Here is a 23,979-nt window from a genome sequence, read left to right as displayed (position 1 = left end):
GCGGTGTCCCTCACGCGGGGGTGACAGCGCGGTGTCCCTCACGCGGGGGTGACAGCCCGGTCTCCCCGGCCGAGGGTGACGGCTCGTTGAACGTCTCTGCGGAGCGTCGACGGCATCACACCGATGCCGGAGGACTCACGCATGTTCTACGACCCCACCATCGTCGGCAGCTGGCCGGCGCTCGCCGCGCGCCTGGATGGCGACGCCATCCTCGTCCGTTGGGCAGCCACCGAGCCGGCCTTCGCCGGGCTGAGCAGCGCCCATGACCTGCTCGCCGTCTGGGAGGAGGACGGCGCGGACGACCGCCGCGACGCCGTGCTCGCCGCGCTCCTGCGGCTGGCCGCTGTGGACGGCGGCCGCGACGACGACGCGCTGCTGCTGACCCTTCACCTTTTCAGCGGACTGGCGCACACGATGGCCAGGCAGCTCGCAGACCTGAACCCCGACATCCTCGCCGTGGTCGTCGGCGAACTCACCTGCCAGATCCGCCGCTACCCATGGCGACGCCGGCCTCGGGCGATCGCGGCGAACCTGCGCGCCGAGACCCGGCGGGCGGTGCTCGCGGACCTCCGCCTCAGCAGCCGTTACCACCCCGACAGGGTCGAGGTCCTGACAGCCACGGGCGACATCGGTCGGATTGCAGCTGCCAACGCCTGCGAGGAGGGGGAGGACCTCGACGTCGTCGACCTGCTGCAGTGGGCGGTGCGTTCAGGCGTCGATGCGGGGGACGTCGCACTGCTCATCGCCACCGAGTGCAGCCGCGACCGTCAGCACCGGCGCGCGGACCAGAACGTCGCCGCCGCGCACGGCATCACGACGCGCACCTTGTACCGCCGGCGGAACCGGACCCTGACCGCCCTGCGCGGCGTGGCTCCCCAGTACCTGGCGGCCGTCGCGTGAGCGCACTGCTGCAGGACGTCGATGAAGCCGGCGTTGTGACGGGTCGTGTAGCCAATGGCGGCGACGTGGACTCCGACGAGCGACTGCTGTCCGTTGCGGAGATCCAGCAGGCTTTCCGCGAGCTGCGTGCCCGTCGTCCGCGAGTCGCCGCACGAGGGCTGGCGGCGGCGCCGCCTCTCCACGTGCCCTCCGTGTCCGAGGACTCCGCATCGGCGGCGGACGTACCGGTCTTATCGCCGCCCCGCACATGGCTGGACGGGGACAGCGCGGCGCTCCCGGCTCGAGAGGAGATACCCCGCGAGCCGTCGGCTGGCAGGGGTGACAGAGCGCCGCGGAGAGGCGCAAGCAGGGGTGACAGAGCGCCCGCAGCCGTCCCGCGCGGGGGTGACATCAACGCCCTGGCGGCCGACTGGATCACGGTCGTAGCGGCACACGCCGGCGCCGGCGCCTCCACGGTGGCCGTAGCCATCAGCGACGCCGTTGCAGCCACCGACCGGAGGGTGCACCTTGTCGAGACTTCGCATCCCTGCCGGTCGGGGCTGATCGCCGCGGCGTCGGCGGAGCTGGGCGCCGACGCCACCGGCGCCTGGCGTCGTGGCTCCCGCGGCCGCGTCACGATCGACCGCCGGCTCGCGGACGTGGAGCCAGGCACATGGCCGGTCCTCCCGATCAGCGAGGAACCGGCGGTCACCGTCCTAGATCTAGGCCTGGCTGCTCCGGAGGACCTTGCCGGACTGGCCGCCGACCGCACGCGCACCGTTGTCGTCTGCCGGCCGACTGTGCCCGGGGTGCGACTGGCCGAGCACGCGCTGAGCCAGCTGACCGACCAGCCGGTCGTGGTCGCGGTCGTGGGGCCAGCGCGCTGGCCGCAGGCGGTTAATGCCAGCTGCGGTCCGCGGCTCAGTCAGCTGCGGTCGAGGGGACGGGTGATCCGAGTTGCTGTCGACCGAGGACTGCAGGCTGCGGGTCTCACCGAGGACCGGCTGCCTAAGGCAGTCGAGGCGGCTGGCCGGTCGCTGGTCGCGCTGTTGGTGCCGGCCGTGCCACCGCCGCGTCGCCTGAGCCACCGGGCGGCTTCGTCCCAGCTAGGGGCCGCGGAGGACGCACGGTGAACCGCCAGAGGACCGCGCCAGCAGCGGTGCGAGCGGCCTCGACGGTCGCGCTCGTCGCTGCGGGCCTGATTGTGCTGACCGCGTGGCCTGCCAACGCGGCGCAGGTGGAGCTGGGCGCGGCGGTCTGCCCGGAGGCGCCGCCGGGCGTGCAGGTCTTCGCCGATCAGGTGACGGCGTGGGTGAAGTGGGGAGTACTCGCGTTGATCGGCGTCGCCGCGGTCGTGTCGCTGGGTTCGGTCCTGGTGGGCCGGTTGTTCTCTCATCCGCATGCCTCCCGCTTCGGGGCGATGGGCGTCGCGGTGGTCGTGATGGTGGCGATCACCTACACGGTCATCCTGGTCATCCTCGACTCCATCACCGGTAGTGGGTGCACCTGATGCGCCGCCGTCCCGACGTCCAGGGGAGCGGTGCGCCAGAGTGGAGTTCGGCACGTCTGCTTGTGGCGCTCGTCGTCAGCGCGCTGGTGGCGCTGGCGGTGGTGGCCGGCCTGGTCCTGGCAGTTGTCGGATGGCTCAAGGAGGAGCCGGACGAGAGGGACGCCGCACGACAGGCTGCAGCTCCCTCCCGGGACATGTCGCGTCACGATGCGCTGGCCGCCGCGCCGATGCCCACCGCCGACCCGGATGACGCGCTGCCTGGCCCGGTGTCGAGGCAGGCTGCGGGCGTCCTCGAGCTGCCGCGCGCCACCGGCGTTGGCCCGGCGGACGTGCCCACCGGCTTTCCGCGAACTCCGGAGGGCGCGCTGGCGCAGTTGGCGGCGATCGACGTGACGGCGATGCAGAGCGGCTCGATGGACGGCGTGCGACGGGTAATCGCGGAGTGGGCCGCTCTGGGCGGGCCGACGCCAGAGACGTGGTCCGGGGTGGACGGCATGGCCAGCCTGTTGTCTGCAGCGGGCCTGTCCGGTGCGGGGTCGCCGCAGCTGGCGATCGTCGTCCGTCCGGTGATGGGGCTGATCAAGGGCACGGTGGGCGAGGACTTCGCCGTGGTGTGCGTGAACTTTGAGTTCACCGTCACCGTGGAGCAGACCTCCCGGATCGCGATCGCCGATTGCCAGCGCATGGCCTGGGTCGGGGACCGGTGGGTCATCGGACCGGGGGAGGAGCCGGCGCCGGCGCCTTCGGTCTGGCCGGGCACTGACGCGGCCATCGCAGCCGGCTACCGGGACCTGCGCTATGTCTGAGCAGCGACGCGGAGGGCGTAGCGGCTGGGGGCGCAGGCTGGGAGCGGTCCTCCTTCTGTCGCTGGTGATCTGCTGGTTGTCCACAGGTTCAGCTGCAGCTGACTCCACCGTGGTGGCGTTCCCGGCGGTTCCAGGGGTGGGCGGCTCGATGCCCTGCCTGCCGCTCAACCCGTTCTGCGTGATCGGCGAAGCAGCGGGCGCCGTGGTCGAAGACGTCTGGGTCAACGCCATGTTGTCGCTGTGGGAGGCCGGGCTGTGGCTGCTGGGTTTGGCGTTCTCAGTGATCGACGCCCTGGCCACCCCGGATCTGTCGGCCGGCGGACCCCTGGCCGCGGTCTATCCGGTGACGTTCGGCATCGGCGCGACCGTGGCCGCGATGATGGCGATGGTCCAGCTGGGCGTCGCGGCGGTGCGCCGGGACGGGCAGACGCTGGGCCGGCTGCTGATCGGGCTGGTGCAGTTCGGGTTGGTCTGGGCCGGCTACGTCGGGGTGGCGGCGCTGCTGGTCACCGGCGTCTCGGGGCTGACCACCGCCCTGCTGCGCAGCCTGCTGGACATCGACACCATGGCCGCCTTCGACCCGTCGATCAGCGTGAGCCGCGACCTGGTCGACGGCACGGTCGCGACCGTGTTGGGGGTCAGCTCGATCTTCCTGCTGGTGCCGGCCAGCGTGGGCTACCTGCTGCTGATGCTGGTCCGCGAGGCGGCGCTGATCGTGCTGGCCGCGACCTCGGCGATCTCGGCAGGAGGACTGCTGGTGCAGACGTCGAGTACGTGGTTCTGGCGGAGCCTGCGCTGGTTCCTCGCCGCGCTGTTGGTTGCGCCCGTCGCTGTGCTCGTCCTCGGCGTCGGAGTGACGATCACCGAGGGCATCCTCACCGGAGCTGAGGAGACGAGCACCGAGGCCGCGATCGGTATGGCGGTGGTGGGCTGTCTGCTCATCCTGCTCGGAGCCATCTGTCCGCTGGCGCTGTTCCGGCTGCTGGCTTTCGTCGACCCGGGCACGTCGAGTGGGGCGTCGTTGCGCTCGTCGCTGGCCGCGTCCGGTGGAGTCATGGGCGCGCTGCAGAAGGCTGGTGGCGGGCGTGCGGCCGTGGCCACCGCGGCGGCGGGTGCGGCATCCGGTGGTGTGGCTGCCTCAGGTGCCGCGGCGCAGCTGGCCGGTGACCGCGCGCAGGGCGAGTCGACCGCGGACGTGGCGACCAGCGGGCGCTTCGCCGGCGCGCTGCGTGCGCTGACCACGGGCACCTCCACGGCCGGCCGACTGGCCGCGGGGGTGGCCGCCTCGGCGTCCGACGTGCTGTCGGGCGCCGGAGTCGGGCACTCCCACCCCTACTACGGGCAGCCGGTGCCCGCCCGGGTACCGGCGCGCGGCAACGGCTCCGCCGGAGGGACGGCGACCGGAGGCGGGCATGGCCGGGAGCGTCGTCCTGACGGCGGAACAATGCCGACAAGACCGGTCGAGAACGGGCAAGCCCAGCACCTCGCGGACGGCCCGCCTGCGGCCTGGCCCGCCGAACGCCTCGACGGATTAGCCCCTGACCGGCCCGGCGAGAGCGATCCGATCGGCCAGGGCCAGGACGACGCCCGATGAACGCTGTCCGCTACGGCGACTACTCCCGCGACGTCTCCGGCTGGTTCCTCGGCATGACCGGTGCCCAGCTGGCCCTGGTCACCCTCGCCGGCGTACCGGCGCTGTTGGCCCTCAACGCGCAGACGTGGGGCCTGCTGCTGGTGTGGCTGCCGGTGTGGGCGCTGCTGGCCGCCGTGCTGTTGGTCCCCGTCCGGGGGCGGGCCGCGGGCCGCTGGTTCGCCGACCTTTGCCTGCACGCGATCGGAGGTGCGACGGGCTGGACGGTGTTCGGCTCTCGAGCCGCGTCCGGGACGGCCGAGGACCTGTCCGAGGCGGACCTGCCTGGAGTGCTCGCCGGCATCCGCACTCACGACGGACCGCCCTATGGGCAACTGTTCACCCGCCCGGTGATCGTGCAGAACTCCGCGGCGCGTACGTGGGCGGCCGTGGCGCGGATCAACCATCCCGGCATCGGCCTGGCCGAGCCGGGCGAGCGGGACCGGATGGGGGCCGGCCTGGCCGAAATGTGCGAGATCGCCGCGCGCACCGAACTGATCGACGTCCTGGCCGTGCAGGTGCGCACGGTGCCCGACGACGGTGCCGAGCGCGCCGCGTGGGAACGAGCCCACACCCGTTCCGACGCCGCTTTTCTGGCCGTCCGGGTGAATGCGCTGCTGGGTGCCACCCTCACTCCGGCTGCGGTGCGCACCGAGGCCTTCGTGACCGTCGTCGTCGGCGAGAGCCGGATCGGGCGGGCTGCGAAGGAGAGCGGCGGCGGGGTGGACGGCCGCGCCCGGGTGCTGCACGGGGTGATGGCCGAGGTCGAGAGTGCGCTGCGCGGCCCGGTCGGTTGCACCGCCGTCACCTGGCTGGACTCGGCGGCACTGGCTGCCGCGGTACGCACCGGCTTCGCGCCCGGCGACCGTGGCCAACTGATCGCCGCCGACCTGGCCGCCGCCAACGGCGCCCAGCTGGCGACCGGGGTGCCGATGGCCGCCGCCGGACCCTCCCAGGCTCGCGCCGAGCTACGGCACTACGTGCACGACGCGTGGGCGTCGGTCACCGACACGATCCTGCTGCCCGACTCCGGGGCTGTGCTCGGTGCATTGGCTCCGGTGCTGGTGCCGACGACGGCGGGGGAGCGGCGCTGCCTGACGGTGTTCCTCGCCCCGCTGCCGCTGGACCGGGCCACCCGCATGGTGGGCCGAGAGGAGATGAGCGCCACTACCGGTAACGAGCTGCGCGCCCGTATGGGCTTCCGTCAGCGGGCCCGGCAGCGACGGGACACCGAGCGGATCGGTGCCGCCGATGAAAAGCTGGCGGCCGGGCGGGCGCTCGTCCGTCCCGCTGTCGCGGCTTGCATCACCGTCCCGGCCACCTGGCCGGTGGACGAGCACGGCCGCCGGCTCGCGGCGTCGGTCCGTGCTGCCGGCTTCGTGCCGTTGCGGCTGGACCTGGCGCAGGACTCCGGCTTCGCCGCTGCCGCCATTCCCCTCGGCGTCGGGCTGCCCGACCGCAGGGGGCGACGATGAACCGCCGCGGCTCCCGCCGGGGCCGGGACGTCGCCGTCCTGCTCGACGACTTCGGTCACCGGCTCCCCGCCGTCCCCGCCGTGGAGGCGGGGCGACGAGAGCGCGGGCCGTTCATCGAGTTCGTGCCCCGCCGTGGGCCGCGTGGGCGAGGCCTGGGGCGGGCGGCGGCGACCGCGCCGCTGTCGGTGTGGCGGATGACGTCGGAGCAGACGCCGGTGGTGTGGCCGTTGATCGCCAGCAGCGGGCTACCGCCTACGGGCGCGCAGATGGGCATCGACCTGTTGTCGGGCGGGGCGTTCTACTGCGATCCGGTCGGCTGGGTCACCGACGACGACATCCCGGTCACCAACCCGAACGTCGTGGTCTTCGGTAAGCCCGGCCGCGGTAAGTCGGCCACCGTCAAGGCTTTCGCGTTGCGGATGCTGGCGTACGGCTACCGCACGCTGATCCTGGGCGACACCAAGGACGAGTACGAGCCGCTGTGCCGCGCGCTGGGCGTGGAGCCGTTCGTCATCGGCCACGGACTGTCCGCCCGGGTCAACCCGCTGGCCTTCGGTCCGCTCGGCCACGGCTGGGACCGGCTCGACGCCGCCGAGGCCCGCCGCCGCGAGGCGATCGTGTTCGCCCGCTGGCTGGTGCTGATCCGTGGCCTGGTCGGCTCCCAGAACGTGCCCTTCGGCCCGGTGGAGGAGACCGCCGTCGGCGAGGCGCTGCGACTGCTCACCGGCTACCGCAGGGGAGCCACCCGGCTGACCGAGCCCACCATCCCGCAGCTGTGGCAAGCCCTGGACGAACCCGCCGACGACCTCGTCGCCTCATGCCGCTACGCCGACCGGCGGCACTTCCTCGACGCCACCCGAACCCTGCGCGATGCCCTCGGCTCCCTCGTCAAGGGCTCGTTGGCCGGGCTGTTCGACGACCACACGTCGATCGAGGTCGACTGGCGCGCGCCCATCCAATCCCTGTCGCTGTCCCGCCTCGAGCCGCTCGGTGACCAGGCCGTCGGCATCGCACTGACCTGCCTGAACTCCTGGGGACAAGCCATGCGCGAGATCGCCGACCCAGGCGACCTCCGCATCGTCATCCGCGACGAGACCTGGCGGCAGATGCGCCTCGGTGCCGAGGCGATGAAGAGCCTGGACGCCAACCTGCGGCTGTCCCGCCGCGACGCCGACGTGCAGATCCTGCTCGCGCACAAGCCCTCGGACATGCTCACCGCCGGCGACGCCTCTTCTCAGGCGGTGGCCATCGCCCGCGACCTGCTGCACCTGTGCGACGTCAAGGTGCTGCACGGCCAGGACCAGGCCGTCGCCGACGAGCTCGCCACCATGCTCGGGCTGACCCCGATCGCCCAGCGGGTGGTCACCGGCTGGGCGATCGCCGGCAAGGGCCGTGCCCTCTGGCTGGTCGGCGACCGAGCCTTCAAGGTGCAGACCGTCCTCACGGCGCCCGAGCTGGCCCTGACCGACACCAACGAGGCCCTCACCGCCGGACGTCCGGCGTGAGCGGGACTGTCGAAGGACTGGCTAAGGCGTACGTGAAGCGATGGCTGTGGAAGGCCGCCGCTCCCGTCGCTGTCCCGGTGTTCGGCGTATTGACGCTGCTGCTGATCCCTCTCGCGGTTCTCGCCGCACCGGAGGCGTCGACGGCGACGGCGTCGTCGTCCTGCTCGATCGGCGGCACCGGCAGCACGGTCGCCGGCACCGAGCTGGACGCCGTCCAGATGGGCCACGCACAGACCATCGTGACCGTCGCCTCGGTACAAGGACTCGACCCGTACGCGGCCACCGTGGCGCTGGCCACCGCGTACCAGGAGTCGCGAATCCGGATGCTGGCCAACGACGGCAGCAGCCCCGAACTCACCGCCGACCAAGCCGCCGTGACCGCAACCAGCTTGAACTTTCCGCATGACGGGCTCGGCTCCGACCACGACAGCGTCAACACCTTCCAACAGCGCTGGATCGCCGGCTGGGGCACCGTCGCCCAGCTGATGGACCCCGTCTACGCCGCCGAGGCCTTCTACCGCCGGCTCGTGGCCGTGCCCGACTGGCGGGCCATCCCGCTCACTCAGGCCGCACAGGCCGTGCAGGTCTCGGCCTATGGAGGCGCCTACGCCCACTGGGAGCCGCTCGCCCGCGAGCTGACGGCCGTGCTGTGGCCGGCCGCCCAGGCGACCGCGGCCGCCCCGGGCAGCGCGGTGGCCGGCGTCTGCCCGGGCCTGCCGGTGGCTGCTGGGTCGTGGATCCGGCCCACCGCCGGCACCGTCACCTCCGGCTACGGGCCCCGTGGAGGCGCCCTGCACGCCGGGGTCGACATCGCCGGATCGCGCGACACCCCGGTCTACGCCTCCGCCGACGGCACCGTGGTCACCGCCGCGTGCACCAGCGCCTACTGCGACCGCGACGGAAGCCTGAGCCTGACCGGCTACGGCAACCTCGTCGAACTCGACCACGGCGGCGGGGTGACCACCCGCTACGCACACCTGTCGGCCTACACCGCTACCGCCGGCCAGCGCGTCAGCGCCGGGGCGCTGCTCGGCTTCCAGGGGTCCACCGGCAACAGCACCGGCGTCCACCTGCACCTCGAGGTTCGCCTCGACGGCGCGTCCGTCGATCCCGTGCCGTGGCTGGCCGACCACGGCGTCGACCTGCGCGCCGCCACCGTCGCCGGGGCTGACCGGCAGAGAGGAAATCAAGACGTGCACATCCACCACCGAGCCGGGGCCGGCGCGTGACCACGCCGTTCCGGCGCCGCGATCCGCAGCCGATCGCCCGAGGATCCGAATGGGCCGTCGCCGCAGTCGGCGGCGCCCTGATCGCTGTCGCACTGGCAGCCCTGGTTGGTCTCGGAGTCGCCTCGGCGTTGTGGGGCGGTGGCTGGGTGTGGCCGAAGGGCACCGAGACGATCACCCATGTCCTCGGCGGACTGCTGCACGGCGACCCTGGCCGCGGCCTGCCGCCCGACCAACTGCGTCAGGTCGCGGGGCCCATCCCGGTGTACGCGTGCGTTGCCGCCGCCGAGCTCGTCTTGCTGACCGCCGCAGTCCTCGCCGCTGTCCTGGTCACCCGCTACCGCCGCCCGGGCGACGCCCGCGGCGGCATGGCCACCCGCAGGGAGGCCGAGCAAGCCCTCGGGTTGCGCCAGCTGCGCGCCGGGCGAGCGGTCATCCGCCCGGACCGCTACCCGTCCGGAGGCAGCCGAGGACGCCGTCATCGCCTCCTATCCACAGGCGGCGACGCGATCCGCGGGCGTACCCACAGATCCGTCCCGAGCACCACTTCGCGATCGACCTCCCCAGCACCGTCGACCCAGGCATCACCCGTCCGCACTGTGAAGGAGAACCCTCGATGAGCTCGACCGACGACGGCCTGAACTTCGATCTGCTGGCCGCCCGCGCCGAGGCTGCAGCACTGTTCGCCGCCGCTTCCCGCAACGACCAGGCGGGGCCGACGGCGCAGCTGCACTGCCTTGCCGCCGCCACCGCCCTGCGCGCGCCCAGCGCCCCGGTACCCGCGACGGCCGACGCCACCGACCCCGACCGGCTCGTCGAGCAGGCGCTGCGCATCCTCGGCAATCTGCCTGCCGCTGATTTCGCGCACCCCGACGTCCTCGCCGCCGCTCAGCACGGCCACCGAGCGCTGCGTGCGCCACGCTGATGGCTACCTCGCTCGGGCAGCTGCTCGACGCCCTCGCCGAAACAGCGCGGATCACGGACGACAGCGCAGCCGCGCGCGCCGATGCAGGCACCGCATTGGGCCACTTGGGTCGGGCATTGGCCCACCTGCGCCACGACGGCGTATCCCCGCTTGCCGGCGATCGCCGCGAACAGCAGGTCGCCGCCCTGGCTGCTGCCTGCACCGAGCTCGGCGTCCGGGCTCCAGCAACAGAGTCGGCGTTGACTCGTTTGGCGGCAGCCGCAGCTGACACCGTCGGCGTCCTCTACGACCACACCTCCGTGACCAGCCGGTGGGCCGTCGCCACCGCCGTGGCCGAGACAGTGACGCCGCTGGCCGCGGTGGTCGCCCACCGCCTGCCTGCCGGTCCGGCGACGCAGTGGCACACAGAGGTCGAGCGACAGGCGGCCCTGGTCCAGCAGACAGCCGCGCTGCAACCGCCGAACCGTGCCGACGTCGCCATTCTCGACCGTCCCGTTCCAGGATCCGCGGTCGTTACGTCCGCGGATCCGGCACGCGTGGTCCCCGACGCCATCGGCGTCCTTCTCCAGGCCACGGCCCGCGCCAATGATCCGCCGTCGGTCACCGAGGTCCTGGCCTACACGATCGCCGCCCAGACACTCAGCTCAGCCGCGGAGCGCCTCGGCTCCACCGACGCGCCACCACTCGCAGTTCAGACGCCGGCGGCGGACGCCTGGCGCGCCGTCCGAGCATCCCTGCGTCCGTACGACGACGGCAGCCGCCACTTCCACCAGCACGCACCATCCGGCGTCACCGCGGCCGGTCGACTCCATGCCGCCCTCCGCTCTGCCGAACGTGACCCGGCCACCTGGACGGCGTCCTTGCGCGCATCAGTCACGTCCGCGGCCCAGCACCTGCCCACTCTTGCCACGCAGCTGCTGTACCGCACCGTCCGATCCTGGGCCGACAACGGATCCCTGATTGCCTACGCCCGCGACGTGCCACCGCGCGACGAGCGGGTCGCCGCCTACCTGCGCGGATATCAGCCCGGCGGGCTGGTCCGCGTCAACGCCACCGACCTGCAACCGGTCGCCGGCGCCCTGCACAACGCCCGGCTGCTCTCCCTCGCCGTCGCCGACCGGGCAGCCGATCCGGATGCCCGCGCGACGGCGGGCTTTCCGCGCCGGGCCTGGGCGGCGAATCGGGCGCTGCTCGACGACCCGCAGACGCCGGTCGCGCTCAGCGTGGCCATTCAGCAGGCCCACCAGCAGCTGCAGTCGGCGCGAGCCCAGCGGCCCAGCCCCGGCCGGGCACGCTGAAAGGGGAGTCGGATGCTCACGTCAGGGTTCGATCCGACCGACGTCGGCTGGCGGCTGGGGCGCTCCTCCCAGCCGCACGGGGTGGAGCTGTGGTGCCGCTACGACCGGACCACCGGCGTCTACGGCGAGCAGGGGTCCGGCAAGACCCTCGACCTGCTCGCTCCCGCCCTGCTGGCCCACCGTGGCGCCGGGCTGGCGACGCTGACCAAGGTCGACGACCTGCTGCTGACCGCCGAACGACGGCAACGGCCCGCTGGCCCCGGCGAGCCGCCGCGCCCGGTCGCGGTCCTCGATCCTTTCGGCGCCGCCCCGGGGCTGCCGGAGCTGGTGTGGGATCCGGTCGCCGGCTGCGTCGATCCTCGGATCGCCGAGCGACGAGCCAAGGCGTTCGCCGCCGGCACCGTCGCCGGCGCGGTCAGCGGAGGCCGGCAGGACAACGCCGCCCGGTTCTACGCCGCGGAGACCGCCAAGGTTCTGCAGGGATTCCTGCACGCGGCGGCACTCACCGGCCGCACCCTGGAGCACGTCCTTGAGTGGGTAGCCAACCCGGTCGCCGCCGAGCAGCCCGCCGGGATCCTGCAGCAGCATCCGCACGCGGCTCGGTTCTGGGACGGGCTGCTGATCGGCGCACTGCACGGCAGCCCGGACACCGTTGGCAACACGGTGACCACGGTCCAGCAAGCGATGGCGCTGTTCTTCCAGCCGGACATCAGAGCTCGCTGCGTGCCTTCGCGCGGGCGGCCGACGACCGATCTGGCCGACCTGATCGCCCGGCAGGGAACGGTGTACCTACTCGGCCGGGAGGACCCCTACGCCTCGGCGGCGCCGCTGATGACCGCAGTCGCCGAGAACGTCCTCGACACCGCCCTGCACGTCGCCACCACCTCGCCGCACGGGCGGCTGACGCCGTCCTTCCTGGCGTGTCTCGACGAACTGCCGTCCACCACGCCGCTGCCGACTCTGCGGGTGCGGATGGCCAACGAGCGCGCGCTCGGGCTGTCGTTCATCTACGCCGCCCAGACCTGGAAACAGATGGTCGTCTCGTACGGCGAGGACGAGGCCCGCTCGCTGTTCGGGCTCACCAACAACCTCGTCATCTTCGGCGGCGGCAAGGACGTCCACTTCTACCGCGAGTTGTCCGACCTGCTCGACGACGTGCGGATCAGCCGGCGGACCGTCACCGACGGGCCCGGCGGCATCGGCACGTCCCGCTCCGGTGAGGACGTGCGGGTGTTGCGCCCCGGCGACATCCGTCGCATCCCTGAGCGGCACGCTCTCGTCGTCGCAGGCACCGCGCCGCCGATCATCGCCCGGCTGCGGCGCTGCCTCGACGGCAAAGCCGGTCAGCAGCTCACGACCGAGCTCGACGCCGCCCGCGCGCGTGTCACCCGCGCCCGCACCGACACCGTCGACGTCGACGTCGAGCAGCGCACGGCTGCCGCGCTGGCCTACGCCCGTGATCACCGGCTCGTCCCCAGCCGGCACGTCGACCCGGCCGACTCACCGTCCGCGCAGCCGGAGGCACGGTCCTGGTGATCGTCCTGCCGTTCCCGGCGCCCCCCTTCCCGGTGCTGCGTTCGCTCGAGCTTCTAGAAGCCGCCCGTCGAAGTGATCGTGGGGGAGTGGCTCATGCGGACGGCGCGGCTGACCTGGAGCGCCCCTGGGAGCCAGCCAGGTGCAGCGGCGAGCTCAGCGCAGCGGTGTGGAGTTGGTGTGGCGACGTCGTCGCATGGATCAATCACGAGTACGCGTGGCGGCCCGCGCAAATGGTCCCGGCCTGCTGGTGCCATCACGCCCACATCGCCCGGGAGCTGCCGGTGCTGGCGGTGCTGCGGTGGGAAGCAGAGAACGCAGCAGGTCCCCAACTGGTGGAGGAATGGAATCGCTACGCCTTCCCGATGTTCTGCGACCGCATGGCCCAACGGCTCGGAGAGAGCACCTGCCGCACCGGCCGGCACCAGGACTGGCCCGCCGAAAGCCGCTACACCGCCTTCCTCGACGACTCCCCTCTATGAGCAGCGTCGGCGCCAGCGGCTCACCGCGAGGAAATGGGCGGACAAAGGCCCGAAAAGACGTAGCCCCGGCGACATGGCCAGAGGGTGCTGCCCCGCAGGCCACAGTCGCGTACGGCCGGTCGGCACAGGATGCAGCGTGAAGACCGCTAGAGATGACGCCGGGAACGAGCCATCTGCCATGGCTCGTTCCCGGCGCCCTTGGGGTCACGCGCGGGATGTTCCGCGCTTGGTGGTCAGAACTCGATCACCGCGACGCCCCGGCGCAGGGCCGGCGTGGTGAAGTACTCCGGCCGGAGTGGCACCGGGTCACCGAGCACCACGCCGACCCGGGCGCGGTCCCCACCGGTGGTCGAGTAGACCTCGTCGGTGAGGTAGGCGCCGTGGGCCTCCCACGAGGCAAGTGGCCTTTCGTGGAAGACAGCGACTACCCGGTCGCACGACTGGGCCTTCGGCAGACTGATGGGCCACGCCCGCTCCGCACAGCGGGCGAGTTGGGACATCGACATGGACGACTCGTAGCTCTGGTTGACCGAGACGAACAAGACCCGCATGAGTGTGCCCTTCCGACCGCCAAAGCGGTCTGGCTCTGCCGCTCGCCAGTGCGAGCGCGCCACGTCAGGGTACATCAGCTGAACCGTCAGACCCTGCGTGCTGCTCCTACTGGCACGGTGGGACACCCGTCCGTCGCAGCGTGGAAGGCCACACGAAGAAGTCGACAACGGCGGGAAAGTGAGACGCGGCCAGCAACTGTATGCACAGGTGTGAGTAGCTGCCTTGTGGACCTCCGGCAGCAATGGTTGCGCACGATATGACTGCGGGCCCACTTGACACGAAAGCAGACGTCAGCCGACTTCGTCCTCAACGAGCCCGTACGGGGGCTGATCTGATCGCCGAGAGAAGCGGACTACTACGTCGTCATCGACAGTCTGTGGTGGAGCGTTGTCGACCACCAGAATTTGCGCACCCGAACCATCGCCTCGTAGCCAGTCGTGCAAATGCCTGTAGAAGTCAGCAACTGCAACGCTGTCAGCGAACTCTGAGTCGCGATCGCTGTCTTGTCCTAGATTTTTCTGAGGGCTATCGATCATCAGAAAGCCTGGGTGGGCGCTACCCGATTCGTAGGCGATCTCAAAGATGGCAAGGATCCAAGCCAAGGAGATGAGCGTGCGCCCTCCGGACGATGCGACCTTGTATTCAGAGCCACGCATGTGTGGAACCAGATTGTTGTCCACGAAGGCCTGCTCTTGCTTGGGGTAATTCCACGTACGGAGGATGTCGGCATATCGATGACTGATGCGTTGCACGACGTCCCTCCGATCAGCTGGCGCTGAGACTCCCTCCAACTCGCCCCGCAAGACTCGAAGGGCGTTCTCTTGACGGGTCACGGCTACCGCCCGCCGGTCGAGACTGTCGAGCATCCGGAGAGCGGACCGTGCCCGTTCCAATAGGTTCGCGGCATCCTGCCTGCGCCGCATCAAGTCGTCCCGCTGAGACAGGAAAGGGCTTACGGCCCTGTTGGTCGCGGTGTCGACGGTGCGTGCAAGTTCAGCTTCCTCGGAACTGGTCGCGGCCGCCGTGGCACGAAGCTGATCCAGAGAAGCGTCTAGGTCCTCGACGTACCGTGTCAATTCAGCCAAGCGTGACTTCGTGGCTCGCAACTCAACAGACACATCGAAAGCGGGCGTGGTGGCGCCCGGGTCGTCAACCGCCATATCCGAGCCCTGCCCGGTCGATGCCTGCGGGGGGCTGGCAACGGGAAGAACAGAAGAGCACAGCGAGCAGTGGCCGTTTGCGATGTGTGGCGTCCGAGTGAGTGGGGTCAGGCAGGCAGGACAGACCTTGACTTCGAGCGGGTCGAACAGTGTACGGGCTTCAGCGAGCAAAGTCAGCTTGGATATGTCGGCTGCATACTGCGCCCGCAACGGCACGAGGCGCTGAACCTGTGTTTCGCGGTCACGGAGCAGTGCGGCCGCTCGTTGAGCACGGACTGCCGCGCTGCGATGCTCATTGCGCAGCTGGCTGGCGAATCCAGTAGCGGCGCGAATCTGTAAGTCAAGTTCCCTCAGTGCGAGGTCGGATGCTTTCGCAGCACGTTCTGCCTCGCTTCGCATCAATTCCACGGTGATGCGGCTGCCCATGTCCTGCTCGTCCACGAATGCCTGCGCTGTCGCGAGTTCTGAACGCGCTTGACTAAGGCGGGTCTCCAGCTCCTTCACGCGCCGGCCGAGTTCGACTGCTTTGTCATCGTGAATACCGAAGATCACGTCAACGACCTGTCGGAGCTTGAGACTCTTCATGGGAGATCCCTCGAAGAGCAGGCTCTTGTCATCGAGCCGCTCATTCGGCATGAAGCAGAGCCACATGAGGTCGCGGATACTCATGGGATCGGTCTTGGATTCCGCCTGCGTAGGAGCCTCGCGGAGCTCCACGCCCTCGAGGCCGCAGTAGGACAGAAGTAGGCTCGACAGACTGCCTGGATCGCCGGGAGGCCGGATGAGGCGCCGCTCTAGGGGCGGTGTATCGATTTCCCCGAGGCGGCCGGGTCGGACGAAAGCTGCGGCCGAGGGTTCGCCTACCGCACGTTCGATTACGTGGGGTGTTCCAGCCAGCTCAACCTCGAGCTGCGCAGAACGAACTTTGCGCAGGATTTCCGGATGCTGTGGATGCTGCGCGCCGCCCAAGCAGTAGGCCACAAACTCAAGGACGGACGATTTCCCGGTGCTAAATGCGCCGGCGATAACCGAGAGTGCGCGTGGACCGGACTGCGGGGCGGGCGCCCGGAAGTCCACGTCGTAGTCACGATCAGTGCCCTTGAGGCGAAGCCGCAGCACCCGAATGCCTCGATGGGTTGGGGGCGAGTCCTTCACGTTGGGGGTCAGGATCGCTGATTGGCCCTGCCCGTCGGTCCTGGGGGCGTCGCCATCAATGGCGTATTGAGCGTCGCTCATCATTGGCCTTTCGGGCCTTCAGCCCCAGCGGGCCTCAGGGGACGTTCGGTCGTGAACTGGGACTCAAAGAGATCTATTGCGTCGAGAAGACTGAGAGCTTCCGGTCGCGGCGACTCATACCGAACCGTCGTCCAGGTCGTCATGGAATCCCGAAGCCGCTTGTCAGACAGCTTGGACAGTCGGCGTAAAAGAATATCTGCGGACAGGCGGTAGGAGCCTGCATAGACGGCCGAAAGTCTCCGAGCAAGTGCCCGGCCGTCGTCCGTTATGAGATAAAGGATGCCCTTGTTTGCGGTAGGCTGCACTAATCCGTAGGCCACGAGCAAAGCAAGGTCGTGTTGCAGCCGTTCGCGCCGGGTGGTGAATCGGTGAGCCGGACTGGCGTAGCTAAGGGCCCGCCCGTCGAAGCCTGCCATTAGTAGACGCTTTCGGTCGACGTCGTCCTCCTCGATAAGGACGAGCATCGGGTTCGCGACGAGAAAGTCGTAACAACCTAGCCGTTCCAGCGTGGTGCCGGACTGGCTGAGACGGTCAAGAGAGTCCATCAGTAGGAGCATCTGGGCCAGGCGGAAGACAGCGTCGTCCTCGGGAATGACAACCACCTTGTGGTTGTTCCGCTCGTCCGGCAGCGCTTCGTAGTCGGTCACGTTGCAGAACCGGAGGCGGACGTCGGTTCTTCACGTGTGGCATCCGTCTGAGATGTGCTCTCGGAGGGCTTGTGGTCGCCAGCCACGGATCGCCACTCCCGGATCCAGCCTGCACGTCGTGCGTCGACAACACGGTGCATCAGGCCGCTGGTATGGATCGAACCTGCAGCAAGGCCTGCGCCGACGGTTGCATGCTGTGCCCTGATGTCGCCCATGACGGTCTTATGCAGACCCGGCAGACGCGGGTCGCCTTGCCGACGACAGGCTTCGTTGAAGTGCTCCTCCCACAAGGAATGCACCAGCGCGTCCGCATGAGACAAAGCCGCCACCTCGCTGGCAACGCCTTTATCGGCCACTTCCCGGGCCATGAGTTCGGCATTGAAAAACTGGCGCTTGGACCCGTCGACCTCAACGTGCCCAGCTTCTCGTAGTTGACGGACAAATAGTGCGGTGTCCAACCGGGCGGACTCTTCCGTCCCGAGTTCGATGATCGCTGCTGCAGCGGCGGTAGCTGGGTTGAGCGTCATCGGTTCGTAGAAGTGTCGACGCACAGAGGCTGCGTCGGGAGAGATCAGCAATCCATTCAGCTCAGTCTCGTCCCAGAGCTCGATGATCACGGAGTACTCTCGCGACTTCCTCTTCTTCCAGCCGTCCCACCACTTCGCGGTCGGGCCATCCATGCTGGATGGGACACAAAGGACCCATTGAGTGATCGTGAATGCGTGATCGGTGGCGTGCTTCATGGCTGACTCGAAGGACTCTCGAATCTGCCCCTGATGGTCCTTGCTGACCTCTGGCATGAAAAACTTGGACTGCCATACGACGACGGATCCGGCTAGGTCCCCGACCAGCACGTCGATGCCCCAGTCTCCGGGGTTGGCGGCAATCATTCGGGCACCTGGTCGGACAGCGCGGACCAGCTGCCCAACCATCCTCTCGAAGTCTTCCCGAGCGCCGTGCGGTCCTCCGCGTACCTGATGGGCCGCGAAGTTGATGCGCGCCTCGCCCGCAGGCACCCCGAGAGCAGGTGGTGTCGCTACGGCGACGTCGTTCGTCGTCACTAGGTTCCCCCGTTGCCACACCTGACGCCAGACCGACTTGCTTGCGTCGCGCCTGGCGGACAATTCTGGGGACGATCAGATCATGCGCACGTACGGGGACCAAGCTTCGAGCCTTGTCGGTGCACGCTCGACTTCTCGGAGGTACAGGCGCGGTGTCAGGCTCGACTTCGGCGACTGTTGGTGCGCAGCACGACCGGGGTCTACGTCACGTAGTGCGTGTCGGCGTAGTTGGTGCGGGTGGTGGAGACGTCGTGCGGCGCCTGCCTGCTCACGGTGTCACAACCGTTGATGAGGCCGCGGCCGAACTGAGGGCCGAGGGCGCCGGCCTGCGGATGCAGCCCGCTGAGCTGCCTGCACGCTGTTGGCCAGCGCTTCCGGCCCTGTATCCGCTGCGGACCTCACGCGGACGGGGGGATCCATCCCCGGGTCAGCGGCCGGCTCGGGCAGCCGGTCGGGCGACACTGTCCGGGCCGGAACTTGAGCATTCTCTGTCCGAGCCCGATCGGCGGCGAAGACTTCGCACAGCGCGATGTCCGGCGCGATGCCGGTGCTGGCCACCACGTGGGTGAGGTGCGCCGGCCAACTCGTCGCCGGGACGGCGGCGATGACCTCTGCCGCGCGTCGAGCGGCGTGCACCTGGCTTTCGACGGTGTCCAGCCGGTCGGCGTAGACGGCGACACGGGCGTCGATGAGCGCGCTGGCCAGACTGGGGGAGGCCATGAGGGCCTGACGCAGACCGGTGGCGCCGGCCGTCTGCAGCAGCTCGGCGGGGTCCTTGCCGGTCGGGATGACGAGGTGACGGGGATCGTCGCCACGGACGGTGAGCTGCCAGAAGATGCGCTGGGCGGCCTGCTGTCCGGCCCGGTCGGCGTCCGTGGCGACGATGACGCCAGGCTTTCCGTCGCCGAGGAATGGGCGTAGCGCGTCGGCCTGTGCGTCGGTGAAGGCGGTGCCCAGTGGGGCGATGCCGACGTAATCGCCGTCGCCGGCGAGGGTGACTGCCAGTGCGTCGAGGGGGCCCTCGACGAGGACCGGGACGGCGCCTGCGACCAGGGCCGTGGCGCCTTCGGTCAGGCCGTACAGCTCGTGGCCCTTGGTGAACAGGTCGGTCTCGGCGGTGTTGAGGTACTTCGGGACGGCGTGGTCCCCGTCCTCGTTGTGCGCGGGGTTTCGGCGGCCGATCCAGCCGTGGATCTCGTCGCCGTCGCGGATGGCGAAGACGAGCCGGTCGCGGAAGCGGTCGATGACCCGGCCGGTGGAGGCGTAGCTGCTCAGGCCGGCGGCGACGATCTCGGCGTCGGTGGCGCCGAGGCGGCGCAGGTGGCTGGTCAGCGCGGTCCAGCTGTCGGGGGCGTAGCCGACGGTGAACCGGTCGTCTCCCGTCAAGTCGGTGCCGAGCCGGTCGGTGAGGTAGGCCGGTGCCCAAGAACCGCGGTAGCGGGTGGTGAAGAAGTCGGCTGCCTGCTGGTTGAGCTCTAGGAGGCGCTCTCGGTCAACTCTGGTGCCTCCTTCGTCAGCCCTCTCGGCTTGGGGTGGGCGACTGGCGTCGGCAGTGCGATTGTTGAGTCCTGTCGAGACGAGGTGCTCGGCAGTGGCTGGGTCGTCGCCGTCCAGCTCCTCGTGGAGAGGTTCGGTGTCGTCGGGTTCGACGAGGCTGGCCAGCCAGTCGTCGTCGGCAACTCCGTCGGCTGTGGGCAGGTGTTCGAGGTCGGACGACGACGTCGGTGCGTGGGCGCGTGCGACGGACGCCGGGTCGATGAGTACGCCGACGCGCCACGCCAGGGCGGTGGCCAACTCGTCCGGGCGCAGTTGGTCGTCGTCGGGATGACCGGCGCGCAGCAGGTCATGGGCTGTGGACAGCACCTGGTCGGGCTGCCAGCCGGCGTCGCCGGCAGAGGTGACGGCGGCGACCAGCGCGGGCCAGGCTGGGTCGGCGACCACCCGCTCGGCGGCTGCGGGGCCGACGACGTCCGCCAGGACGGGGCTCCAGTCCGGGCGCAGCGCCTCGGAGACGGAGGTGCCGGTGGCGGTCATCGCGGCGGGGGAAAGGTGCCCGCACAGTCGCCACCACAGCGCGGCGGCGGGTTGCTCGTCCGGCAGGGGACGTTCGGCGGCGACGGCCCGGGTGAGCGCGGTGATGTCGATGCCGGCGCGGTCGGCGGCGGCGAGCCGCTCGGCCAGGACCGGCCAGTAGGAGTCGCCAGCGATGCGTGGGTCGATGCTGTCGACCAGCGGCGCCCAGCGCGCGGTGAGCGCGCGCCCGTCGCCGAGCAGCCGCGTGACGCGGTCGTCAAGCGCCCGCTGGGCCCGGGCGCCAGCGGCGCGCGGCAGCGCCGGGCCAGTGGGACGGCGGTCGGCGTCGTCAACGCCGTGGGCGGTGCGCCAGACGGCGAGATCGGCGACCAGCTGGGGATCGCGGTCGATGAGTGGAAGCGCCCACGCGGGAGCGCTGGTGGGGGTCCAGGCGCGTGCACGGGCGGCGACGTCGACGGCCGGTGAGCTGACCTGGTCGGCGAAGTTGGCGAGGTAGGGGCCCCACTCGAGGTCGTCGCCGAGCGCCTTCGGAAGGCCGGGCAGCCACGGCAGGGGGCCGGTCCCGGCCGAGTGGCGCCCGGTGGGGTCGACACGCCAGTCCAGGACCGCAGCCACATCGCGGGCGTCGTCCAGACCTCGATCCGAAGCCAGGGCCCGCCGGAGGACATCGGAGGGATCACGACCGGAAACGGCGCACAGCGCCAGGTGCGCGCGCAGGACGGGGTAAGCCGCCTGCGTGGCCAGGCCGGGCATCGCCACGTCGGCGGCGGTGTCGATGGCCTCGAGGGCATCCCGGCCAAGGCGGTCCTCCGCGGCGGTATTAAGCGCGTCGTAGTACCGATCTGCAGCACAAGCAAGCAGAGCGGCGGGATCGGCCAGCGCGCGGGCCTGGCTCGTGGCCGAGGTCGGGGAGCCGTCGCGAGTGAGCACACGAGTCAAGACGTCGACGGCGGTGGGCGGCAGCAGCGCGTCGCGGGTGATCACGCTGTGCGGGTCGCCGTCCCCCGCGGTGGTGAGGAAGAGGTGGTTGGCGTGCCTGCCGCGGGTGAGGGCGACGTAGAGGAGCTGGCGGGACTCCTCGCCGGTGGCGACGGTGTAGCAGGTGTCGGCGGTGAGGCCTTGTGCGCCGTGGACGGTGGTGGCGTAGCCGAGGCCGACGTGGTCGGTGACGTAGTCGGCAGGCAGGGTGAGGCGCCGTCCGGTGCGCTGGTGGACGACGTCGAGGGCGCCGGTGTCGTGGACGGCGGCGACCGTGAACCGATCGCCGTTCTTGACCCAGTCGGTCGCGCTGATCGGAAGGGTGCGCTCGTTGCGGCGGGTGATGACCGCGTCGCCGGCGGATGCCTGCGAGGCGTCGGCGAGGGTGACTTGGGGTCCGACCGGCCCGTTCTGCTGGGCGAGGCGGTCGCGGCGGGCGCGGGTGTTCAGTTCGGCGACCAGCTCGCGGGTGGGCGCCAGCATGATGGCGTCGCGGCCGACTGCCCGGTCGGTCGACCAGGCGGTGTAGGCGTCGTCGGTGACGGTAGCCAGATCGCCGACGTGCACCCGTCCGTGATCGATGTAGTAGGCAAGGGCGGCCGGGTCGCCGTCGCGCAGTGCCAGGGACGCGGCGCCTTCGGCGTGGTCGGGAGCGCCGGTGTCGGGGTCGGTGAAGCGCAGGACCTGCGAGAGGGTGACCGCGCCGTGGGTGGCGGCGATGTCGCGCAGCACTCCGCCGGCGCCGATCGCGGCCAGCTGCTGGTCGTCGCCTATCAGCCGGACCGACCCGCCGGCCTCGGTGACGAATGCGATCGCCCGGGCCAGGTCGGGAGTGCTGGCCATACCGGCTTCGTCGATGACCACGAGGCTGTCCGGGCCCATGCGCTCGACCCAGGGCGGGACGGCGTTGCCGGTGGCCAGTGCGTGGATCAGCTTGGCGAGGGTGTCTGTGTCGGTGCCGACCTCCTCACCCAGCACCGCGGCCGCCGCCGCCGACGGAGCAAGGCCGACGACGTTCCCGCCGCCGGCCCGCCATGCCGCGGACAGCGCACGCAGGGCGGTGGTCTTGCCGGTGCCAGCCGGGGCCAGTGCCAGTTGCACCCGGGCGCCGGAGGTGGCCAGCTCGCGGACCAGCTGCACCTGGCCGGGGTTGAGCTCGACCCGATTGGCGGTGGCCTCCAGCAGCGCGATGTCGACGGCCGCGGCCGGCACCACGCGTCCGTCGCGGCGTCCGGCCGCGGCGAGGATGTCGCGCTCGGCGGTGAGGATCGCGGTCGAGGTGTACAGCGTCGATCCGGCCACGGTGTAGACCGAGCTGCCGTCCGAGCGACGCAGCGCGGCGGGCTCGGCCACCGGCTCACGGCTGCTTAACGGCGTCGACAGGAACAGCGCTCTGTCGACGACGGCGTCGATGGCTCCGTCGAGGTCGATCAGCCGGATCGCGGCGGCCCTGGCCTGCCGCTCGGCCTCGGCGCGGACATGGTTCACCTGCCAGGTCGCCCGGGAGCTCTGCACCGCGGACAGCACGTGCTGGGCTGTCTGGTCCACCCACCTGCGCGTCGGGCGCTTCGCCTCGGGTCCGCGGCGGGGGGTGAGTGCAGTGCGGAGGTAGTCGCGCAGGCCGCTGTCCCCGCCCAGCACCGCCAGCGCCTCGGTGCGCCAGTCGGCGCGCTGTTCGGCGTAGGAGCGGGGCTGGTGCTTGCGCTGCCGGGTCTCCAAATTGGCCCGCTGCGCCAAAGACACGGCCTCTTTCGGCGTCGGCGGCCGCCCGTGATCGGCCTGGAACTGCGCCGACAGCTGCGCGCGGCGGCTATCGATCGACGCCCGCCGCGACGACCAGAGCCGGGGCAGCTCGCCGTCGACGCCGACGATCTCCCGCACCGGCCGCTTGTTCGGATCGGCGCCACGGCGGTCGGCGAAGCGGACGCCGAGCCGTTCAGTGAGCAGGGCCTGCAGGCGGGTGTTGTACCGCTCGGAGGCGTTGACGTTGTTCTTGTAGAGCAGCCGACCGTCCAGCGCCAGCCACCGCCCGTCGCGGGTCTGCACCTTGTTGCTGACGGCCACGTGAGTGTGCAGATCTGGGTCGCCGGCGCGCGAGTCGCGGTGGGTGAATGCTGCCGCGATCAGCCCTCGCACCTCCACCTGCGCCACTCCGTTGCGGCCCGTGCGGGTGTAGGTGGCGTGGTCCTCCAACCAGGTCAGGGTGTCTGCCACGGCGTCGGCGTGTGACCGCTCGATGACGGCTGCGATCTCTGGCGGGGCGATCGCCCACAGCGTGGAGACGCTCTTGACCGGGCTGAATGTCAGGTCGTACCCGGCGACCGCGGTGGTCGCCTGTCGGGAGATGCGGGCCAGATGACCGGACAGCTCGCGGGCGTCGACCGGCGGACGGCCGTAGGTTTCGACGAACATCGCCGAGGCCAGCTCGGTGCGGATGCTGGCCCGTTCCTCGGCCGGCACGGGGGTGTCGGCGGGCAGACCGAGCGCGGTGTTGTGGTCGCGGAACGCCCCGGCCGAGCGGCGGTGGAACATGTTGGCCTGCTCGTGAATGCGGTAGGGCGACCCCAGGCGGCTGGCCTGATCGACCTCCTGCGGGTCCTTGCCAGCCAGCTGCGCAGCGCGCTCGATCTGGTCGGCGTTCGGGTGCCGCCCCTCCCCGAACAGCGCGACCATCTGCGCCTCGGTGACCCGATCACCGACGGGAAAATCGGGCACGGCGGCAAGCCCGCGTCCCATCCAGACGCCCGGAGCCTCGCCCTTCTCGGTGTAGTAGTCGCCCAGGTTGTCGAACCCGCGGGTCGTGGCGTCGTGCGCCGCCACCTGGCGGGTCAAGTACGTGTATCCGTCTCCCGCGGTGAGCTTGTGCAGCGTCATCACGACCCGACAGTCGCGAGCACCTCTGCCACGGTCCGGCCTCGCGGAGCATCGATAAGGGGGGGCGGGCCGTGATGACGCTCCTCTTGTGTCAAGCGGTGCTGAGGGCGGCTCCTCCGGGGGTGACGACGGGGAGCGGTGGGACGAGTCGAAGCCGTGTGGCCGCGG

Annotated in this window: 18 protein-coding genes; 13 read left to right on the top strand and 5 right to left on the bottom strand. The window is 70.6% G+C overall.

What is annotated here, in order from left to right; all coding sequences use genetic code 11:
• Positions 1-141: 141 nt before the first annotated feature.
• From BD833_RS10535 to BD833_RS10475, 13 genes are all read left to right on the top strand, one after another.
• On the top strand, positions 142-900 hold the full coding sequence (locus BD833_RS10535; protein ID WP_166533110.1) for a hypothetical protein: 759 nt from the start codon (positions 142-144) through the stop codon (positions 898-900).
• Complete coding sequence (locus tag BD833_RS10530; RefSeq protein ID WP_166533109.1) at positions 897-2,012, top strand: serine/threonine-protein kinase; 1,116 nt, start codon at positions 897-899, stop codon at positions 2,010-2,012. Before BD833_RS10535 ends, BD833_RS10530 begins: the two co-directional genes overlap by 4 nt.
• 26 nt (positions 2,013-2,038) lie before the next feature.
• Positions 2,039-2,389, top strand: coding sequence for a hypothetical protein (locus BD833_RS10525; protein ID WP_166533108.1), 351 nt, complete (start codon positions 2,039-2,041; stop codon positions 2,387-2,389).
• A gap of 62 nt (positions 2,390-2,451) precedes the next feature.
• Complete coding sequence (locus BD833_RS10520; protein ID WP_424945168.1) at positions 2,452-3,195, top strand: hypothetical protein; 744 nt, start codon at positions 2,452-2,454, stop codon at positions 3,193-3,195.
• Between the two features lie 148 nt (positions 3,196-3,343).
• Complete coding sequence (locus BD833_RS23230) at positions 3,344-4,789, top strand: hypothetical protein (protein WP_279536011.1); 1,446 nt, start codon at positions 3,344-3,346, stop codon at positions 4,787-4,789.
• Positions 4,786-6,300: an SCO6880 family protein gene (locus tag BD833_RS10510; RefSeq protein WP_166533107.1), complete on the top strand. Its 1,515-nt coding sequence runs from the start codon at positions 4,786-4,788 to the stop codon at positions 6,298-6,300. Before BD833_RS23230 ends, BD833_RS10510 begins: the two co-directional genes overlap by 4 nt.
• Positions 6,297-7,805 carry an ATP-binding protein gene (locus BD833_RS10505; RefSeq protein WP_166533106.1) on the top strand — a complete coding sequence of 503 codons (1,509 nt, stop codon included), beginning with the start codon at positions 6,297-6,299 and terminating at the stop codon, positions 7,803-7,805. The genes BD833_RS10510 and BD833_RS10505 overlap by 4 nt, the downstream gene beginning before the upstream one ends.
• A 32-nt stretch (positions 7,806-7,837) precedes the next feature.
• Entirely contained in the window at positions 7,838-9,034 is a 1,197-nt protein-coding gene (locus BD833_RS10500; RefSeq protein WP_243737579.1) for a M23 family metallopeptidase, read from the top strand.
• Complete coding sequence (locus BD833_RS10495) at positions 9,031-9,651, top strand: conjugal transfer protein (RefSeq protein WP_166533104.1); 621 nt, start codon at positions 9,031-9,033, stop codon at positions 9,649-9,651. The genes BD833_RS10500 and BD833_RS10495 overlap by 4 nt, the downstream gene beginning before the upstream one ends.
• Positions 9,648-9,956 (top strand): hypothetical protein, encoded by a 309-nt coding sequence (locus BD833_RS10490; protein WP_166533103.1) that lies wholly within the window; start codon positions 9,648-9,650, stop codon positions 9,954-9,956. The genes BD833_RS10495 and BD833_RS10490 overlap by 4 nt, the downstream gene beginning before the upstream one ends.
• The gene (locus BD833_RS10485; protein WP_166533102.1) at positions 9,956-11,254 is read left to right on the top strand and encodes a hypothetical protein; all 1,299 of its coding nucleotides are present in this window, start codon (positions 9,956-9,958) and stop codon (positions 11,252-11,254) included. The genes BD833_RS10490 and BD833_RS10485 overlap by 1 nt, the downstream gene beginning before the upstream one ends.
• Before the next feature lie 12 nt (positions 11,255-11,266).
• Complete coding sequence (locus BD833_RS10480; protein ID WP_166533101.1) at positions 11,267-12,790, top strand: type IV secretory system conjugative DNA transfer family protein; 1,524 nt, start codon at positions 11,267-11,269, stop codon at positions 12,788-12,790.
• A complete protein-coding gene (locus tag BD833_RS10475) occupies positions 12,787-13,269 on the top strand; it encodes a hypothetical protein (protein ID WP_166533100.1) in 483 nt (160 codons plus the stop codon). The genes BD833_RS10480 and BD833_RS10475 overlap by 4 nt, the downstream gene beginning before the upstream one ends.
• Positions 13,270-13,502: 233 nt before the next feature.
• Here the strand turns inward: BD833_RS10475 and BD833_RS10470 are convergent, their stop codons facing one another.
• The 5 genes from BD833_RS10470 to mobF form a co-directional block, all read right to left on the bottom strand.
• The gene (locus tag BD833_RS10470; RefSeq protein ID WP_166533099.1) at positions 13,503-13,820 is read right to left on the bottom strand and encodes a hypothetical protein; all 318 of its coding nucleotides are present in this window, start codon (positions 13,818-13,820) and stop codon (positions 13,503-13,505) included.
• Between the two features lie 291 nt (positions 13,821-14,111).
• Complete coding sequence (locus tag BD833_RS10465; RefSeq protein WP_208092578.1) at positions 14,112-16,217, bottom strand: hypothetical protein; 2,106 nt, start codon at positions 16,215-16,217, stop codon at positions 14,112-14,114.
• Positions 16,217-16,864, bottom strand: a complete 648-nt coding sequence (locus tag BD833_RS10460) for an ABC-three component system middle component 2 (RefSeq protein WP_166533098.1) — start codon at positions 16,862-16,864, stop codon at positions 16,217-16,219. Before BD833_RS10460 ends, BD833_RS10465 begins: the two co-directional genes overlap by 1 nt.
• The gene (locus BD833_RS10455) at positions 16,861-17,754 is read right to left on the bottom strand and encodes a serine/threonine protein kinase (protein ID WP_166533097.1); all 894 of its coding nucleotides are present in this window, start codon (positions 17,752-17,754) and stop codon (positions 16,861-16,863) included. Before BD833_RS10455 ends, BD833_RS10460 begins: the two co-directional genes overlap by 4 nt.
• A gap of 447 nt (positions 17,755-18,201) precedes the next feature.
• Entirely contained in the window at positions 18,202-23,811 is a 5,610-nt protein-coding gene (gene mobF, locus BD833_RS10450) for a MobF family relaxase (RefSeq protein WP_243737607.1), read from the bottom strand.
• Positions 23,812-23,979 lie beyond the last annotated feature (168 nt).

This window comes from Blastococcus xanthinilyticus, from assembly GCF_008124835.1.
GTDB classification, from domain to species: Bacteria; Actinomycetota; Actinomycetes; order Mycobacteriales; family Geodermatophilaceae; genus Blastococcus; species Blastococcus xanthinilyticus.
The sequence above is the reverse complement of the archived record's forward strand: the minus strand, read 5'-3'. Positions and strand labels throughout refer to the sequence as shown.

Coding starts and splice junctions, on each gene's coding strand:
- BD833_RS10505 (WP_166533106.1), top strand. CDS start 6,297: ATGAACCGCCGCGGCTCCCGCCGGGGCCGGGACGTCGCCGTCCTGCTC.
- BD833_RS10535 (WP_166533110.1), top strand. CDS start 142: ATGTTCTACGACCCCACCATCGTCGGCAGCTGGCCGGCGCTCGCCGCG.
- BD833_RS10465 (WP_208092578.1), bottom strand. CDS start 16,217: ATGAGCGACGCTCAATACGCCATTGATGGCGACGCCCCCAGGACCGAC.
- BD833_RS10485 (WP_166533102.1), top strand. CDS start 9,956: ATGGCTACCTCGCTCGGGCAGCTGCTCGACGCCCTCGCCGAAACAGCG.
- BD833_RS10455 (WP_166533097.1), bottom strand. CDS start 17,754: ATGATTGCCGCCAACCCCGGAGACTGGGGCATCGACGTGCTGGTCGGG.
- BD833_RS10510 (WP_166533107.1), top strand. CDS start 4,786: ATGAACGCTGTCCGCTACGGCGACTACTCCCGCGACGTCTCCGGCTGG.
- mobF (WP_243737607.1), bottom strand. CDS start 23,811: ATGACGCTGCACAAGCTCACCGCGGGAGACGGATACACGTACTTGACC.
- BD833_RS10480 (WP_166533101.1), top strand. CDS start 11,267: ATGCTCACGTCAGGGTTCGATCCGACCGACGTCGGCTGGCGGCTGGGG.
- BD833_RS10470 (WP_166533099.1), bottom strand. CDS start 13,820: ATGCGGGTCTTGTTCGTCTCGGTCAACCAGAGCTACGAGTCGTCCATG.
- BD833_RS10490 (WP_166533103.1), top strand. CDS start 9,648: ATGAGCTCGACCGACGACGGCCTGAACTTCGATCTGCTGGCCGCCCGC.
- BD833_RS23230 (WP_279536011.1), top strand. CDS start 3,344: ATGCCCTGCCTGCCGCTCAACCCGTTCTGCGTGATCGGCGAAGCAGCG.